12 protein-coding genes are annotated in these 14503 nt (G+C 43.2%); 1 reads left to right on the forward strand and 11 read right to left on the reverse strand.

The annotated features are described in order from the left end of the window. Positions 1-4: 4 nt before the first annotated feature. From DBR43_RS19325 to DBR43_RS19370, 10 genes are all read right to left on the reverse strand, one after another. Positions 5-1246: a DegT/DnrJ/EryC1/StrS family aminotransferase gene (locus tag DBR43_RS19325; protein WP_124583769.1), complete on the reverse strand. Its 1242-nt coding sequence runs from the start codon at positions 1244-1246 to the stop codon at positions 5-7. A gap of 59 nt (positions 1247-1305) precedes the next feature. Beyond that, a complete protein-coding gene (locus DBR43_RS19330; protein ID WP_124583771.1) occupies positions 1306-2409 on the reverse strand; it encodes a glycosyltransferase in 1104 nt (367 codons plus the stop codon). A 10-nt stretch (positions 2410-2419) separates the two neighbouring features. Then, entirely contained in the window at positions 2420-3283 is an 864-nt protein-coding gene (locus DBR43_RS19335; protein ID WP_124583772.1) for a glycosyltransferase, read from the reverse strand. A 27-nt stretch (positions 3284-3310) separates the two neighbouring features. Then, entirely contained in the window at positions 3311-4477 is a 1167-nt protein-coding gene (locus tag DBR43_RS19340) for a DegT/DnrJ/EryC1/StrS family aminotransferase (RefSeq protein ID WP_124583775.1), read from the reverse strand. Then, positions 4474-5916: a lipopolysaccharide biosynthesis protein gene (locus DBR43_RS19345; protein ID WP_124583777.1), complete on the reverse strand. Its 1443-nt coding sequence runs from the start codon at positions 5914-5916 to the stop codon at positions 4474-4476. The genes DBR43_RS19340 and DBR43_RS19345 overlap by 4 nt, the downstream gene beginning before the upstream one ends. Positions 5917-5952: 36 nt before the next feature. After that, positions 5953-6960, reverse strand: a complete 1008-nt coding sequence (locus DBR43_RS19350; protein WP_124583779.1) for an acyltransferase family protein — start codon at positions 6958-6960, stop codon at positions 5953-5955. Positions 6961-6981: 21 nt separating this feature from the next. Continuing rightward, positions 6982-8280, reverse strand: a complete 1299-nt coding sequence (locus DBR43_RS19355) for a nucleotide sugar dehydrogenase (protein WP_124583781.1) — start codon at positions 8278-8280, stop codon at positions 6982-6984. Between the two features lie 6 nt (positions 8281-8286). After that, on the reverse strand, positions 8287-8814 hold the full coding sequence (locus DBR43_RS19360; protein ID WP_124583783.1) for a UpxY family transcription antiterminator: 528 nt from the start codon (positions 8812-8814) through the stop codon (positions 8287-8289). 165 nt (positions 8815-8979) lie between these two features. Continuing rightward, positions 8980-11274 (reverse strand): GumC family protein, encoded by a 2295-nt coding sequence (locus DBR43_RS19365; RefSeq protein WP_124583785.1) that lies wholly within the window; start codon positions 11272-11274, stop codon positions 8980-8982. 28 nt (positions 11275-11302) lie between these two features. Then, positions 11303-12064 (reverse strand): polysaccharide biosynthesis/export family protein, encoded by a 762-nt coding sequence (locus DBR43_RS19370; RefSeq protein WP_124583787.1) that lies wholly within the window; start codon positions 12062-12064, stop codon positions 11303-11305. Positions 12065-12240: 176 nt separating this feature from the next. Here DBR43_RS19370 and DBR43_RS19375 point away from each other — a divergent pair, with 176 nt between their 5' ends. Continuing rightward, positions 12241-12789 carry a hypothetical protein gene (locus tag DBR43_RS19375; RefSeq protein WP_124583789.1) on the forward strand — a complete coding sequence of 183 codons (549 nt, stop codon included), beginning with the start codon at positions 12241-12243 and terminating at the stop codon, positions 12787-12789. Positions 12790-13029: 240 nt separating this feature from the next. On the opposite strand, the gene DBR43_RS19380 is transcribed toward DBR43_RS19375, so the two are convergent. Next, positions 13030-14481 carry an amino acid permease gene (locus DBR43_RS19380; protein WP_233603045.1) on the reverse strand — a complete coding sequence of 484 codons (1452 nt, stop codon included), beginning with the start codon at positions 14479-14481 and terminating at the stop codon, positions 13030-13032. Positions 14482-14503: the final 22 nt, after the last annotated feature.

A 14503-nucleotide genomic window follows, 5' to 3' on the forward strand; every position in this document is an offset into this window, starting at 1 on the left:
ATCATTAAGATAAAACCTTTACTAATTTCTCTACTCCTTTTACCAGGTGCACAGATTCGATCACCGCATTGGTGATGTAACTGATCTCCTCATCAGAAAGCTGGGGGTAGATCGGCAAGGAGATTTCAGCGGCATACTGCTTGTAGCTATTCGGAAAGTCGGAGATGGAGTAGCCCAGACTTTTAAAATACGTTAACATCGGCATGGGAATAAAATGCACGTTCACATTAATCCCCCGGAGCACAAGTTCATCAATCACCTGATCCCGCTGGGCTTCAGTAATTCCCTTGATGCGCAATGGAAAAAGGTGGTAAGAAGCCTCCCTGTTCTCTGTTTTCATCACCGGTTCAATAAACCAGTCGTACGCCTTAAAGGCATCTCCATATTTTAAGGAGATGATTTTCCGGAGTGGCAGCAAGGTATTCACATATTGCCTGATCTGTGCAAGGCCAATCGCAGCACAGATATCCGGCATATTCATTTTAAAACCCTTAAAGAGAATATCATAGCGCCAGTTTGCGCCCTTCGATTTCGCGAAAGCATCCTTGTTCTGCCCGTTCATCGAAAACAATTTCAGGAAGGCATATTCTTCCTGGTTATCGAATGGTTCCGGCAAGTTGAGGCAAATACAACCTCCTTCAGCGGTAGTGATATTTTTCACCGCATGGAAAGAGAAGATCGTCACATCACATTGCTGTGCCGCAGGTTTGTCGTTGTACATCGCACCGATAGAATGTGCCGCATCGGCGATTAGCAGGATCCTTCCCAGCCCCGCCTGTCTGGCTGTTTTAGACACAAACTGCACTTTAATTTCCGGCTCCCTGACCAGGGCTTTCAACTCCTCATAATGGCATGGCAAACCGGCAATGTCTACCGCAATGATGGCTTTGGTCCTGATGTTGATTTTTTTTCTGACCATTTCAGGATCTATGGTAAAATCGTCCAGAATGTCTACCATGACCGGTGTTGCACCACAATGCAATACCGACAAAGCCGTAGCGCAATAGGTATAGGCAGGTACAATCACCTCATCTCCCGCTCCGATGCCAAACCAATTGAGCATCATAATGGCCCCCGAAGTCCATGAATTGACACAAACTGCAGCCTGAGTGCCCGTCAGCGTTAACAACTCAGATTCCAGCGCTTTAACTTTTGGTCCCGATGTAATCCAGTTTGCCTGGAGGGTATCCAATACTTCATCAATCACTGCCTGATCGATGAATGGCGGAGAAAATGGAATATTCATAATCTTTAATTTTTGGTTGGTTCTACGGATTAGGTATGTTAGAGATGACGGGTTTTACTTTAAACAGGACTGAGAATCAGCGCTTCCCATTTATCAGAGATGACTTCCAGGGAATTGGTCTGACCGATCAGTCTGGCCTCATTTCCCAGTTTCTTTTTCAGGCTTAAATCAAAAAGAACATTGAACATTGCTTTTGTGATGGCAGGAACATTGTCTTTAGGGACAAGGATTCCATTCTTTCCGTCTTCGATGATCTCCGAAGGCCCGAACTCACAGTCGACCGCAATACAAGGACAACCGCTGCTCATGGCCTCAATCAGCGCATTGGGATATCCTTCATTTCTGGAAGGCAGGACAAACAGTTCTGCCTGGTTGTAATAGTCCTGTAGGTCGTCTTTAGCTCCGGCCAGAACCACCCTGTCCTGCAAATTCAACCTGTTGATCTGTGCCGTTAAATTTTGTTTTTCCACTCCCTGACCAACAATGATCAGGTCGATATTTTTGATCCTCAGTTTACTGAAAGCATCAATCAGCCGGTCAAAACCTTTTTCATAAGAAAGGCGGCCAACGCCGAGAATAAATTTCCGGTGGTGAACAATCAGGTGTGTGTTCGATTTGAACACGTATACCGGATTCCTGATGATGCTGTAATTCGTGAGCCGGTTAAAGATGCCATTGTTTTTCAGACAGGTTTCAATGCCCTTTGCCGGCACAACCACCGCCTTGGATCCACTGTAAACAAAGTAAGACATCCATTTAAAGAAGAAATTAAAGCGGTTAATCGTATGGTCAGGAGTGGTTCTTTCCGAAACGATATAAGGTATTTTCAGCAAACCGCAACTCAGCCCTGTCCAGAGGTTTGCACTCGTCATAAAGGAAATGACGCAATAAGGTTTTTCCTTCAGCAAAACCCCTAGCAGCCGAAAATAGGTGAGCATTCCGTAGATCAGCCTTCTAAAAACATTCTCTTTATATTTTCTTTTAAGGAGCGGGATGACCCTGATTCCTTCGGCCAGCGGATAGCCTTGTTCTGCATCGTTCATGCAAACAATCACGACCTCATAGGCCCTTTCACTAAAACTATTCCCCAGGGTAGAGAGCACGCGTTCGGCTCCTCCTTTTTGCAGGGTATAAATCACAAAAACCAATTTTAATCCAGACATGGTGCAGGTATTATAATAAGTTCATAATCGTGTTCATTGCATTATTGATCTCCCGGTTTCTCAGGTCAAACAGAAAATACTGGCGGATGTAGATTTTGAGCAATTCCTTTTTCATCAGTCCGGAATATTTGAAATTTCTGATGGTCAGGTTGAAATCACTGACCATCCTCCTCTTCCTGATCCTGGAGTCGATCATGCTCCAGATTCCTCCGGTATGCAGGCGGTAACAAGCCATTACATCCGGCAATACAAATATTTTCTTGCCCGTACTGGCAAGTGCATAAAGTTTGAAAAGCGTATCGGTTCCATAAGTATCGAAGTACCAGGATTGCTGAGCTACTGATCTTACCGCATCGATGTTCCTGATCATGAGTGAGCAAATTCTCGTTTCTTCTCTTTTTCCCAGCAGGACATCCTGATAATCAAATTCCATACTAACCCGGTTCTCCTTGAGGTAAACGGTTTCGTCGTGTTCATTGATCACTTTGGTATGGTGACAACAGATCACATACTCCGGATTGGCCTCTAAAAAATCGACTTGTTTTTGCAGCTTCCGTTGGTCCGTCCAGAAGTCGTCCCCATCGCAAAGGGCAATGTATTTCCCTTTGGCTTTGGTGATCACGTCTACCTGATTTCTGATCGCTCCGATATTGGTTTCATGGTGTACAAGTCTGATGCGGCCGGGATACCGGTCTGCATATTCCTGAATCACTACCCTGGTACCATCTTTAGAGCAATCTTCTCCAATCAGGATTTCAAATTCAAAATTCGTTTGCTGCATCAGAAAACTATCCAGCGCTCCGGCAATATATTGTTCGTGGTTATAGGTGATGCAGCATACGCTCACCATGATCTCAGGTCTGGTACTCATCATAAAAGGGTTATGTTTAGCGGGAAGAAACTAATGAGCTGCCCCATTCCGGGCGATGGTTAATACAGGATGTAATGCTTCGATCGGAGCATTGATTTTTTCTGAAGGTTCCGGCTGGCCATAATTCTGAACCCGGAGGATGACCCGGGTGATCAGGTCCAGATCACTGGAAGTTAAGGTATGGTAAAGTGGCAGGCACAAAATTCTCGAAGCCACTGATTCACAAACAGGCATATAGGCCGGGGCAAGAAAAGGCAGACTGGAAAGTGGCGGATAAAAATACCTTCTGCAATAGATCTTTTCGTTTTCCAATGCTTTCAGACAGCTCAACATCATTTCGGCACTTTCAAACAGCACCGGAAAATAAGCGTAGTTATAATCCAGGTCTTCATTGAGCTTAGGGTACTTTGCTTTCAGCGGGCTCAGCGCTTTCCAGTAATAGAAGGAAAGCAGCCTTCTTTTATCCAGGATATCATCTACCTGTTTAAGGTTACACAGCCCCATTGCGGCATGAAACTCACAGTTCTTACCGTTGATTCCGAGTTCCGCAAATTCGTCCGGACCATTATGGCCAAAGTTCCTCATCAGGGCCATCTTTCTCAGTAAGTCCGGACATTTGGTAAATACTGCTCCTCCTTCAATCGTATGAAAAAGTTTGGTGGCATGAAAGCTCGTCGTGCTGATGTCCCCATACTCGAAGACCGATTTGTTTTTATATTTAGTTCCAAAACAATGTGCCGCATCAAAAATTACTTTCAGGGAATACTGGTCTGCGATTTTCTGAATTGCGTCGATGTCGCAGGGATTGCCATAAACATGCGTGGCCAGAATCGCAGAAGTTTTCGGGGTGATGGCCGCTTCAATTTTAGCGGGATCAATGTTAAACGTTTCTCCGTCAATGTCTACGAATACAGGCGTACAACCTTCCCACACGATGCTGTTTGTGGTGGCCACAAATGAAAAGGGCGTAGTAATAATTTCCCCCTTCAGGTCCAGCGCTTTAATCGCGATCTGCAAGGCCATGGTACCATTCGACACATAAAGCAAATGCTTGATGTTCAGGTAATTCTTCAGTTTCAGTTCCAGTTCATTTACCAATGGTCCGTTATTGGTGAGCCATTGTCGCTCCCAAATACTGCTCATATACGATTCAAATTCTTGAATTCCAGGGAGAAAGGGTTTGGTTACAGGTATCATCTTTTTAGGATTAATTGTTTAAAATCATCAATTGCGGCAAGCCTGAAGAGGCTGCTTCCAGCGAGATAAATGATCAAAAAGAAGGAACTGTCGATCAGGATTCTGCTGAGGTCAAATAAGAAAAGTGGTTTCAGGAAGTATACATCGCCGAGATAACAAAGCATCCCTGCAAGAAAGGAATTCCCGATAATCGGAGCTGCATCCGCCATTTGTTCCGGGATGGAATAGCTGATCATTTTACCACTATAAAAAGAATTGATATAATATCCGATGAAATTGAAAAGCAGTTGAAAATAAAGGAGTCCATAGATCCCGAAAGGGATCGCACATAAAATCCCGACCACACAAATTCCCTTCTTAACGGATTCCAGTTTCAGGATCAGGTCGCTCCGCCCTTTTACCTTCAGGATATTTAAATTATAGGCATGTAACGGGTACATGATGCCTGCGAAACAAAGGATTTGAAAGTAAGGTACTGCCGGCAGCCATTTGCTGCTGAGCAGGAAGTTGAATAAGGGTTCGGCGATGACAGCCAGCAGGATCAATACCGGAGTATTCCAGAAAAGCAGCTGCTGCATCAGCTTTTTGTATACCCATTTTAATTTTTCATCGTCGTCTACAATTTTAGAAAACATGGGATAAGTCACCTTATTGATCACTGCCGAAATATTGGTGACCGGCAGTTGGCTTACTGATTCTGCCCTCGAGTAAAAGCCAAGCTGTACCGCAGAGTAGTATTTACCAATAATCAGCACATATACGTTTTTATACAGAATATCGAGGAGTCCCGTGAGGGTCATTTTATATCCAAAATGAAAGTGCTTTTTAAAACAGGCCAGACTAAAGCTCAGGTCAGGTACCCATCCGGAATAGCACCAATGCATAACCGTCGATAAAAAAGATTGAAACAAACCCATCCATACCAGGCTCCATACCCCATAACCATTTAACGCGAGAAATACCCCCAACAGTCCGCCGGCCAATACGGAGGGAATCTGAATCAGCATCTGAATCCTGAACTTCATTTCCTTGATTAGCCTGGCATTCTGCACACTAAAAAAGGCATTCAGGATAAAATCAAGCGCGTAGATCCTTAAAATCAAGGTCAGCACAGCCTGGTGATAAAAAGCAGCGACCAGCGGTGCGATCAGGTAGACCAGGGCATAAATCAGGATACTTCCCAACAGGTTAAAATAAAATACTGTAGAATAATCATCCTGAGTAAGGTCTGCCGACCGGATCAATGAAGATGCCAGTCCGCCGTCCAAAAGAGAGTTACCTATGGCAATGAAGATTGTCAGCATTGCGATCAGTCCGAATTCCGCAGGCATTAAAATCCTTGCCAGAATAATGGTCATACAGAAACTGATCAGCTGTACACTGAATTGCTGTGTAAACGTCCATATCAATCCTGATAAGGTCTCCTTTTTTAAACTCATGATGATGATCTGTTCCGCTCCGAATGGCAGTTTAGGTTATTTTTGTTTTTGCAAAGCATTGGTATATCCTTGCCGCTGAACCCTCAGGTTTCTTAAAAAATGAAGCACAGGCTTTTCTAAAAACCTGGTCACCAGCCATGCGACAGTGACGATCAGCACAATAGTGATGCAAATGAGGAGGTATTCATTATGGATATACCGTCCCATTATTCTCATCCACACAAAACCGATATTCTGGTGAAGGAGGTACAGGGGATAAGAGATATAACCGAGAAATATAAACGGTCTCCAGGTGAGGATTTTAAGTTGGTTGTAGACAAATAAATAGAACAGCAGAAAGATGAATACAAACACATAAAAGAGGGTCATTCCCGGATGTTCCAGTACCGCAGCAAGGAAGCAGAAACAGATTAAAAGATGCTCATGCCAATCTCCTTTTGCAAATTTAATCTGGTAAAAAAGAATCCCCGCCATAAAGAACATGCCATAATGAAGGTTCAGAAAATAAGCACCAAAGGGCAGTTTAAACAGGCTGTTAGCGATCATTAAGCCCAACCAGACCATGGCTATCGTCCTGACTTTGCTTAACCATCCCAGCTGGAACAGGACTCCCATGCTGACATAAAAAAACAATTCAGGAATCAGCGACCAGTACACGCCATCTATATTTTTTACATTGAACACCCCCTGAAACATCGTCAGGTTCATCGCGAATACCGCTGCAGGCTGACTTTCTATCTTTGGGTCCTGTGCGAGACCGATGATCAGGAAGGTCAGGATCATACAGATCCAATAGGTCGGGTACAATCTTGAAAAACGTTTATACGCAAAATCCCCGATCGTTGTTTTCCCCTGCAGGGACATAAAAATCACAAATCCGCTAATGATAAAGAAGAGTTCTACACCATACTGGCCGATGTTCCAATCGTATTTCTGAGGGTAATTATGACCGAAATTCAACCTGAATTTAGCCGTATAATGGAACAGGACGACATTAATCGCCGCAATCCCCCTTAAAACATCCAGTTCTTTTAAGCGTACCATAAATTTAGGATGTCGTGTGTGTTACAGGCGCATATTGACCAGTTTGTCCGGCAATAGGGACTTTAAATCATAGACGATGGTTTGCGCGTTACACATCGCCGAAATGTCGATATCCCTGAATTTACGGTGTGCTACGGCAAGAATGATGGCATCATACTTTCTCATTTTTGATTCTCCATTCTGGCAAATCACCCCATATTCACGTTCCACCTGCGCCGGATCTGCCCATGGATCATGGATCACCACCTGGATGTTATATTCTCTGAGCCTCCTGACGATGTCGATGACTTTGGTATTTCTAACATCAGGGCAGTTCTCTTTAAAGGTGAAGCCAAGGATCAGCACTTTGCAATCCACCATTTTTCTGGAGGCGACGATTCGTTTCACCAGCTCATCGGCAATGTAAATCCCCATGCGGTCGTTGATCCGTCTTCCAGCCAGGATGATCTCCGGATAATAGCCCTGTTCCTGGGCTTTTTGTGCAAGGTAATAAGGATCTACACCGATGCAATGTCCGCCTACCAGCCCCGGTTGAAATTTCATGAAATTCCATTTCGTTCCCGCAGCCTTCAGTACTTCGCCCGTATCGATTCCCAGTTTATTGAAAATCATGGCCAGTTCATTAACGAAAGCAATGTTGATGTCCCGTTGTGCATTCTCAATAACTTTGGCCGCTTCGGCGACCTTTATTGAGGATGCTTTATAGGTTCCCGCTAAAATCACCGAACCATATAAATCGTTGATCATTTCGGCCGACTCCGGTGTAGAACCAGAGGTGATCTTTAAAATATGAGTGACGGTATGCTCCTTGTCTCCGGGATTGATCCTTTCCGGCGAATAGCCGACAAAAAAATCGGTATTGAACTTTAGTCCGGATACTTTTTCGAGCACGGGAACACATTCTTCTTCTGTAGCTCCCGGATATACTGTAGACTCATAGATCACCGTATCATTTTTCTTCAACACGCGGCCAATTGTTTTGCTCGCCTTTAGCAACGGCGTCATATCCGGCCGGTTGTTCTTATCCACTGGTGTGGGAACGGTAACAATATACACATTACACTTCCGCAGCATTTCCAGTTCATTGGTACAAAACAAGCCCGTTAAAGTGCTGCAATCGTTCGTGATGATCTTCATCAGTTCTTCTGCTTCAATCTCCAGTGTATGGTCGTACCACATTTTCAGTTCGGCGATTCTTTCCGGATTTGAATCAAAGCCAAATACCTTATACTTTCCGGCGAAGGCTACAGCCAGTGGTAAACCTACATATCCGAGTCCGACGATTCCAATTTTCAGTCCTTTAAGCACTTGAGTTACCATCTTATTTCAGTTAATCAGTTCAAGATCTTCGATGTTTACATTCGTGAGCAACACACAATTCAGGGTATCAATCACCACGACTACGCTTTTTTGTCTGAGTTTAATGATCTGTCCTTCTTTATGATTCATCAGTCCTTCTTTAATCATTACCCTGTCGCCGATCTCCATATGCTGAAGATCCACCACTTCTACATCGGAAAAGGTTTCCATACATCGCTTTACCTCCTCTATCACCACATCTCTTACCTGTGCAGGTTTTCCCATGTAATACACAAAATTCATCACCCCTAAGGTGACTCTTACTTTGAGCTCTTCCCTTGGATCAATGTAGACGAATACATAAGAGTTGAACAGCGGCAGTTCCACTTCTTTCATTCTGTCCGCCCATTTGTGCTTTACCCTTTTCAGGGGGCAGTAACTGATGATCCCCTGGAGTTTAAGCAGTTCATCCACTTTCTTTTCCCATCTTGGACGGGTATAGATGACGAACCATTTTTTAGGTGCATTGACCCTGAGTGCGGATAGACTTTCCATAGTTTATTTTTTGAGAAATGTTAACAGACTGAGGGTTTTATACGGCTTCGCCTCCTCACTTACATGATGTTTCCTGTTTTTAAGAAAATCTCCGCAGCCCCCTTTTATTTTTTCAACCTACCGGAACGATTACCGGTCTTTCACTACATCAACCTTATCTTCTATTTAAGCAGAATACGCATATCTGCCATATCTGTAGGTATTTTTATTTCCCTTACCTGCATCATTAAATACGATCATTGGATTTTTAAGCCGGCCGTTTTCACAGATCTCTTCAAATATGGCCAGGTCTTCTTTATGGGTATAATTGTACCTTACCAGGTAGATGCTTGAATCGGCAAATGTTGCAATGGTAAAGGCATCTGCCACATGTCCTACAGGTGAAGTGTCTACGATTACATAGTCGAACCGTTCCCTAAGTTCCCTAAACAGAATTTCGAGTTTAGGGCTCATGAGGATCTCTGAAGGGCTATCTGAAATTTCGCCACATCCGATCACAAACAGATGATCGGACTGCGGAGCTTTGATCAGAATGTCATCTACCCGTAGCTGATCGGATTTCAGGTAATCGGATAAACCTGTTTTACTTTGCAGGTTCATGTTGTTGAGCAGGTCTGGTTTGCGCAGGTCGAACTCCAGGATGACTACCTTTTTATCAATTAAAGACAGCGTAATGCCCAGATTGATGCTGAAGAATGTTTTTCCCTCTCCTTTTGAAGTAGAGGTCACCAGCAGCACCTTATTGTGCAGGTTCATGTCCATAAAATGCAGGTTGGAACGGATGTACCTGAAGAGTTCGGAAATGGTATTGCTTTGGTTCTTATGAACCACAATTGATTCTCCTATGGCTTTATGGCTCAGTTCGCCCAAAATTTTCCCGTTCATGGCGATGTATTCCACATCATAAATGTCTTTCACTTTGCTGTTGAGTTTATCTTTCAGGTAAATGACAGAGAATGGAATCGTCAGGCCCGCCATCATGCTGAGCATATAGATCAGCTGTACCTTAGGTTTGGCAGGGATCGGGTTGTAAGCAGGCTTATCGATGAGCTTGGAAGTGGGAATCGTGGCCGATAAGGAAAGCTCCGTTTCTTCTCTTTTTTGCAGCAGGTACTGGTAAAGTGTTGTTTTCACACTTTGCTCCCTGCTCCTTTCCAAAAGTCCCCGCTCCATTACCGGAACATGATTTAAGCGACTCTCAAACTGGGAAGTTTTACTACTCAGCTTATTTCTTTCCAGTGTAAGTCCCCTTCTGATCATCGTCAGGTTTTCCAGCAGGCTTCCTTTGAGACCAGTCAGCTGTTCAGTCAGACTGACCACCAATGGATTGTTGACACTGTTATTCCGCAGCAGGCGTTCCCTTTCAATCTGCAGGTTATTATATTTATCGGTAAGGTTTTGTAAGGTAGGATCTTTCAGTCCCAATGTGGTGGGTACCAGTTCAAAACTGGCATTTCCGCCCCGCAGGTAGCTAATGAGCGATTGTACAAGGCTCAGCTGTACCTCACTTGAGGCCAGTTGTTCGTTGTAATTTCCCGACGACTGCAAATTCATCTGTGCATCTGCACTTAGTTCAGTAATCCTGTTGTCTCTTTTATAGTTCTCTACATCCTGCTCTACTCCGGATAGGTTTTTAGTAAGAAATTTCAATTTACCATCAATGAACTTGATCGTATTTAAGGCCATGATGTTCTTGTTGTTGACATTTTCCATATTGTATCTGGAAATCAAGGCATTTAAGATGTCCATCCCACGCTGTGGTATGGCATCCAGGAGACTCAGCACCACGGTATTTGCATCTTTAATCACTGGCAGAACGGTTAATCCTGTTGTACTGTAGGCCTGTGCCATTTGCCCAAGATCTGCAAAACGGATCTGGATGACTTTATCAGAGATGCTAAATGCCGGTCCCTTGATCACAGTGATGTTAAACTGAGGACGGGAAATGGCATAACCAAAATTGTAAATGGTTCTCTTACCATTCTCATTTAAAATAAACTGATGGTCGTTGATGATGCTGAGGCTTAATTTTTGAAGATAGGCCTGTTCGTTGTTTTTATTCAGGAGCACATTTACAGGTAAGGCATTTCCATATAGCTCCTGTTTTTTTAGCGGCAATTCATAAAAATAACTGACCCCCATGTTCAGATCTTTCAGTACGCCATAGATCAAATCGCGGGAGCGCATGACTTCCATTTCATCGATCACCGTTTTAGAGCTCCTGAACATATTCAGGTCGCTAAATGCTGTTCCCTTCAACAAACCATCCCCCTTGGTATCGTCCTGAACAAGTAAGGTGCTGCTTACTTTGTATTTTGACACTGTCGTTTGCAGGTATAACCAGGCTGCTCCCAGGCTTAAGACCAGCGCGAGGACAAAGAAATACCAATATTTTACATATTTCATCCCCTCTGCGATAATGCCGGGATTATTTACAGGAGTTTGTTTATTATAAGGCATGACAATAGATTTAAGAAATGAACTTAAGCTATTTTAGAACAGTGGCCACCAACACCGCCACTGCAGAGATGGTTGCCACCACTAAAGGCATTAACCTGTTGTTGTTACTCACTTCCACCGATTTGGCCTTATCCGGCTCTACGTAAATCACATCGTTTTGTTTGAGATAGAAATAGGGAGAGCTCAATACGTCCTGACGGTTCAGGTTGATGCGTTCCATGATGCGTTTCCCTTCTACTTCCCTGATCAGCAGTACATTTTCTCTTTTGCCATAAGCGGTCATATCACCTGCCAGTCCGAGCGCCTCCAGCAGGTTAATTTTTTCATTGTTCACCGTAAAGGTGGAAGGATGGTTAACCTCTCCAATTACGGTTACCCTGAAATTCAGGAATTTGATATTGACAATTGCATTCTTGACATACTTGTTGAGTTGGGATTCTACCAGGTTCTGAGCCTGACTGATCGTCAGTCCCTGAACAGGAACCTGTCCAAGTACCGGAAATTTAATACTTCCGGATTCATTTACCCGATATCCCTCCCGTTCATATACTCCGTTTACCGTCTGATTAACCGGTTGTGAAGCAAATAAAACATTGGATTCCGGACTCGTGCTATTTACGGTAACGGACAGGATATCATTCTGAAGGATAGTTGGTTCTCCGTTATTCAAGATCTTCGAATAAGGGCTGGTTTTAGAATCCAGATCACTGAAATAGACTAAATTTCTTTGTCTCGAACAGCTACTTAATGTTATTACCATTAAGTAACACACTACAAGTTTTAGATTCATAAAATACAATTTAAATTAAACACCAATAAATGTTTGATTAAATATTACAATATGAATTTACTAACTTATTATAGGGTATAAATGGCCTCCAGCCCAATTGTGAAGACGCTTGTGGAACTTTCTCATTCTGTTACACACATGTGAGAATTTTTTTATACAACATGGTATTAATTTTGATGTCCGAGACAGAAACGATGATGAACAAACTCTTCCTATCTGCCTGTCTTCTATTACTGACGTTTAACTGTGTTGCCCAAAAAGACGCAGAAATAAAAACGCTGTTGTCTAAAGACGGAGTACTTGCCCTTCCTATCCCCTTAAAGAAAATTAATGAGGCCCTTAAAGTAAAGCCTGTTGTTATCAATGATGAAATGTTTGGTGATGAATATACCTGGAAACCGCTCAGCGGAGTTCATTTTTCTGCTTTTGTGGGAGAAGATAAAACCTGCTCCACGGTTTTCATAAAAGCAAATAAAGGAAAAGTAATCAGCGGATTGCCATACGACCTGATCTTAAATGGCAGCAGCTTAAAAGATTGCGAAGCTAAATTCAAATCCAGTATTCTGGAAAAACAAAAGATCAATCCGGAGGACAATCCCGGAGAAACCAGCAGTTTCATCTTAAAGGTGAAAAAAGGGAAATACTATGTGCATCTCGCCTTTGATACCAAACTAAAACTGGAACAAATCACCATTTCTACGGTTAACCTTGACGCTGCCGGTTAATCGTTACTCCTTACTTATCCATTGGAACAGCGCTCCGGTTAATTGCATTTGAAGTTAACCGGGCTTTCCCGGTGGGTGTTCCAGTTTCTGTTTAAGTATGGTATAACCACAGTGTTGATGATGTTCTACCGTCGTACCGCCGCGATCTTAATGCATTCCGGGCCGCTTCAGAAAGCACATAAAAAAGCCTGCTCTTTAACTTGTAAAGCGCAGGCTGAATATCCTCAATAAGGAAATATTTTATGCTTGTTGTTTTTTCTTTCTTTTCACCAGCAGGTAACAAATGTACAAGAGCAAGATCCATCCCGGGATCAGTTCAACAGAAACTTTCATCCCTGTGATCCACATGATCACTAAAATCCCAATCAGAAAAATCAGGCAGATATAGTTCGACAATGGGTAGATAAAAGAAGGAAATTTGGTTTTGATCTGTTCTTCTTTTTTGGTTTTTCTGAATTTCAAATGGGTAATGCTGATCATCAGCCAATTGATCATCAGGGAAGAAACCACCAATGACATCAGGATTCCCAATGCTTTTTCCGGGATCAGTTTATTCACCACGATACAAATGGCTGCAAAAATACTGGAGACCAGGATGGCTTTAATAGGAACGTGGTTTTTATTCAGTTTCTTTAGAAAGGCAGGCGCATTTCCCTGTTCTGCCAAACCAAAAAGCATCCGGCTATTGCTGTATACACAGCTGTTATACACCGACAATGCGGCCGTTAAAACAATCAGGTTTAGCACATTGGCAATGATGCTTGTGAAATAAATCGTCTTTCCGAAAAGGTCGAACTGAAAGCCTTTTAAACTTTCAAAGACCATCACAAAGGGACTGCTGTCTGTGGTAATGCTTTTCCATGGTGATAAGGAGAACAGGATCACCAGTGCACCTACATAAAAAATCAGGATGCGATAGATCACCTGGTTGGTTGCTTTCGGAATTGTTTTCTCCGGATTTGCCGCTTCGGCAGCGGTGATTCCGATTAATTCCAGTCCGCCGAAAGAAAACATGATCAGCGTGATGGCTGCGAACAGGCCTTCAAACCCACCTTTTCCATCAGAACTGAACCATCCTTTTGCAAAAAAACCACCGTCATTCCAAAGGTTTTGGATGCTTGCTTTTTCTCCTCCGCTTCCGCTTACCAACAGGTAAATACCGAAAAGGATCATGGCAATAATCGCCACGACTTTAACAATAGAGAACCAGAATTCCACTTCCCCATAGACCTTAACTGAGGTCAGGTTTAAGGCATTAATCGTCAGAAAGAAGAAAAGACTTGAAGACCATAAGGGGATTTCGGGCCACCAGAAATGCACATAAATTCCTATCGCGGTTAATTCCGACATGCTTACCAGGATATACAGGACCCAGTAATTCCAGCCAGAGGCAAAGCCTGCAAATGAGCCCCAATATTTATACGCAAAATGACTAAAGCTTCCTGATACCGGTTCTTCCACCACCATTTCGCCCAATTGGCGCATGATGAAGAAAGCAATGATACCTGCTAAAGTATATCCTAAAATAACAGAGGGTCCGGCAAGCACTGCGGCGGGCCCGATGCCTAAAAATAAGCCCGTTCCTATGGCACCGCCAAGGGCAATTAACTGAATATGTCTGTTTTGCAAACCTCTTACCAGTTTTTGCTCCTCAGGTTTTTGCAGTCCAGATTTTTCGTCTACTTGTTTCAATGTATGTGGTATTGATTTAATA

This window comes from Pedobacter sp. KBW06 (assembly GCF_003852525.1).
Classification (GTDB): domain Bacteria; phylum Bacteroidota; class Bacteroidia; order Sphingobacteriales; family Sphingobacteriaceae; genus Pedobacter.

Bases quoted from the DNA above. Each gene is read 5' to 3' on its own strand.
- DBR43_RS19345 (WP_124583777.1), bottom strand. From the start codon at position 5,916: ATGAGTTTAAAAAAGGAGACCTTATCAGGATTGATATGGACGTTTACA.
- DBR43_RS19370 (WP_124583787.1), bottom strand. From the start codon at position 12,064: ATGAATCTAAAACTTGTAGTGTGTTACTTAATGGTAATAACATTAAGT.
- DBR43_RS19360 (WP_124583783.1), bottom strand. From the start codon at position 8,814: ATGGAAAGTCTATCCGCACTCAGGGTCAATGCACCTAAAAAATGGTTC.
- DBR43_RS19340 (WP_124583775.1), bottom strand. From the start codon at position 4,477: ATGATACCTGTAACCAAACCCTTTCTCCCTGGAATTCAAGAATTTGAA.
- DBR43_RS19375 (WP_124583789.1), top strand. From the start codon at position 12,241: ATGTCCGAGACAGAAACGATGATGAACAAACTCTTCCTATCTGCCTGT.
- DBR43_RS19325 (WP_124583769.1), bottom strand. From the start codon at position 1,246: ATGAATATTCCATTTTCTCCGCCATTCATCGATCAGGCAGTGATTGAT.
- DBR43_RS19365 (WP_124583785.1), bottom strand. From the start codon at position 11,274: ATGCCTTATAATAAACAAACTCCTGTAAATAATCCCGGCATTATCGCA.
- DBR43_RS19350 (WP_124583779.1), bottom strand. From the start codon at position 6,960: ATGGTACGCTTAAAAGAACTGGATGTTTTAAGGGGGATTGCGGCGATT.
- DBR43_RS19335 (WP_124583772.1), bottom strand. From the start codon at position 3,283: ATGATGAGTACCAGACCTGAGATCATGGTGAGCGTATGCTGCATCACC.
- DBR43_RS19355 (WP_124583781.1), bottom strand. From the start codon at position 8,280: ATGGTAACTCAAGTGCTTAAAGGACTGAAAATTGGAATCGTCGGACTC.
- DBR43_RS19330 (WP_124583771.1), bottom strand. From the start codon at position 2,409: ATGTCTGGATTAAAATTGGTTTTTGTGATTTATACCCTGCAAAAAGGA.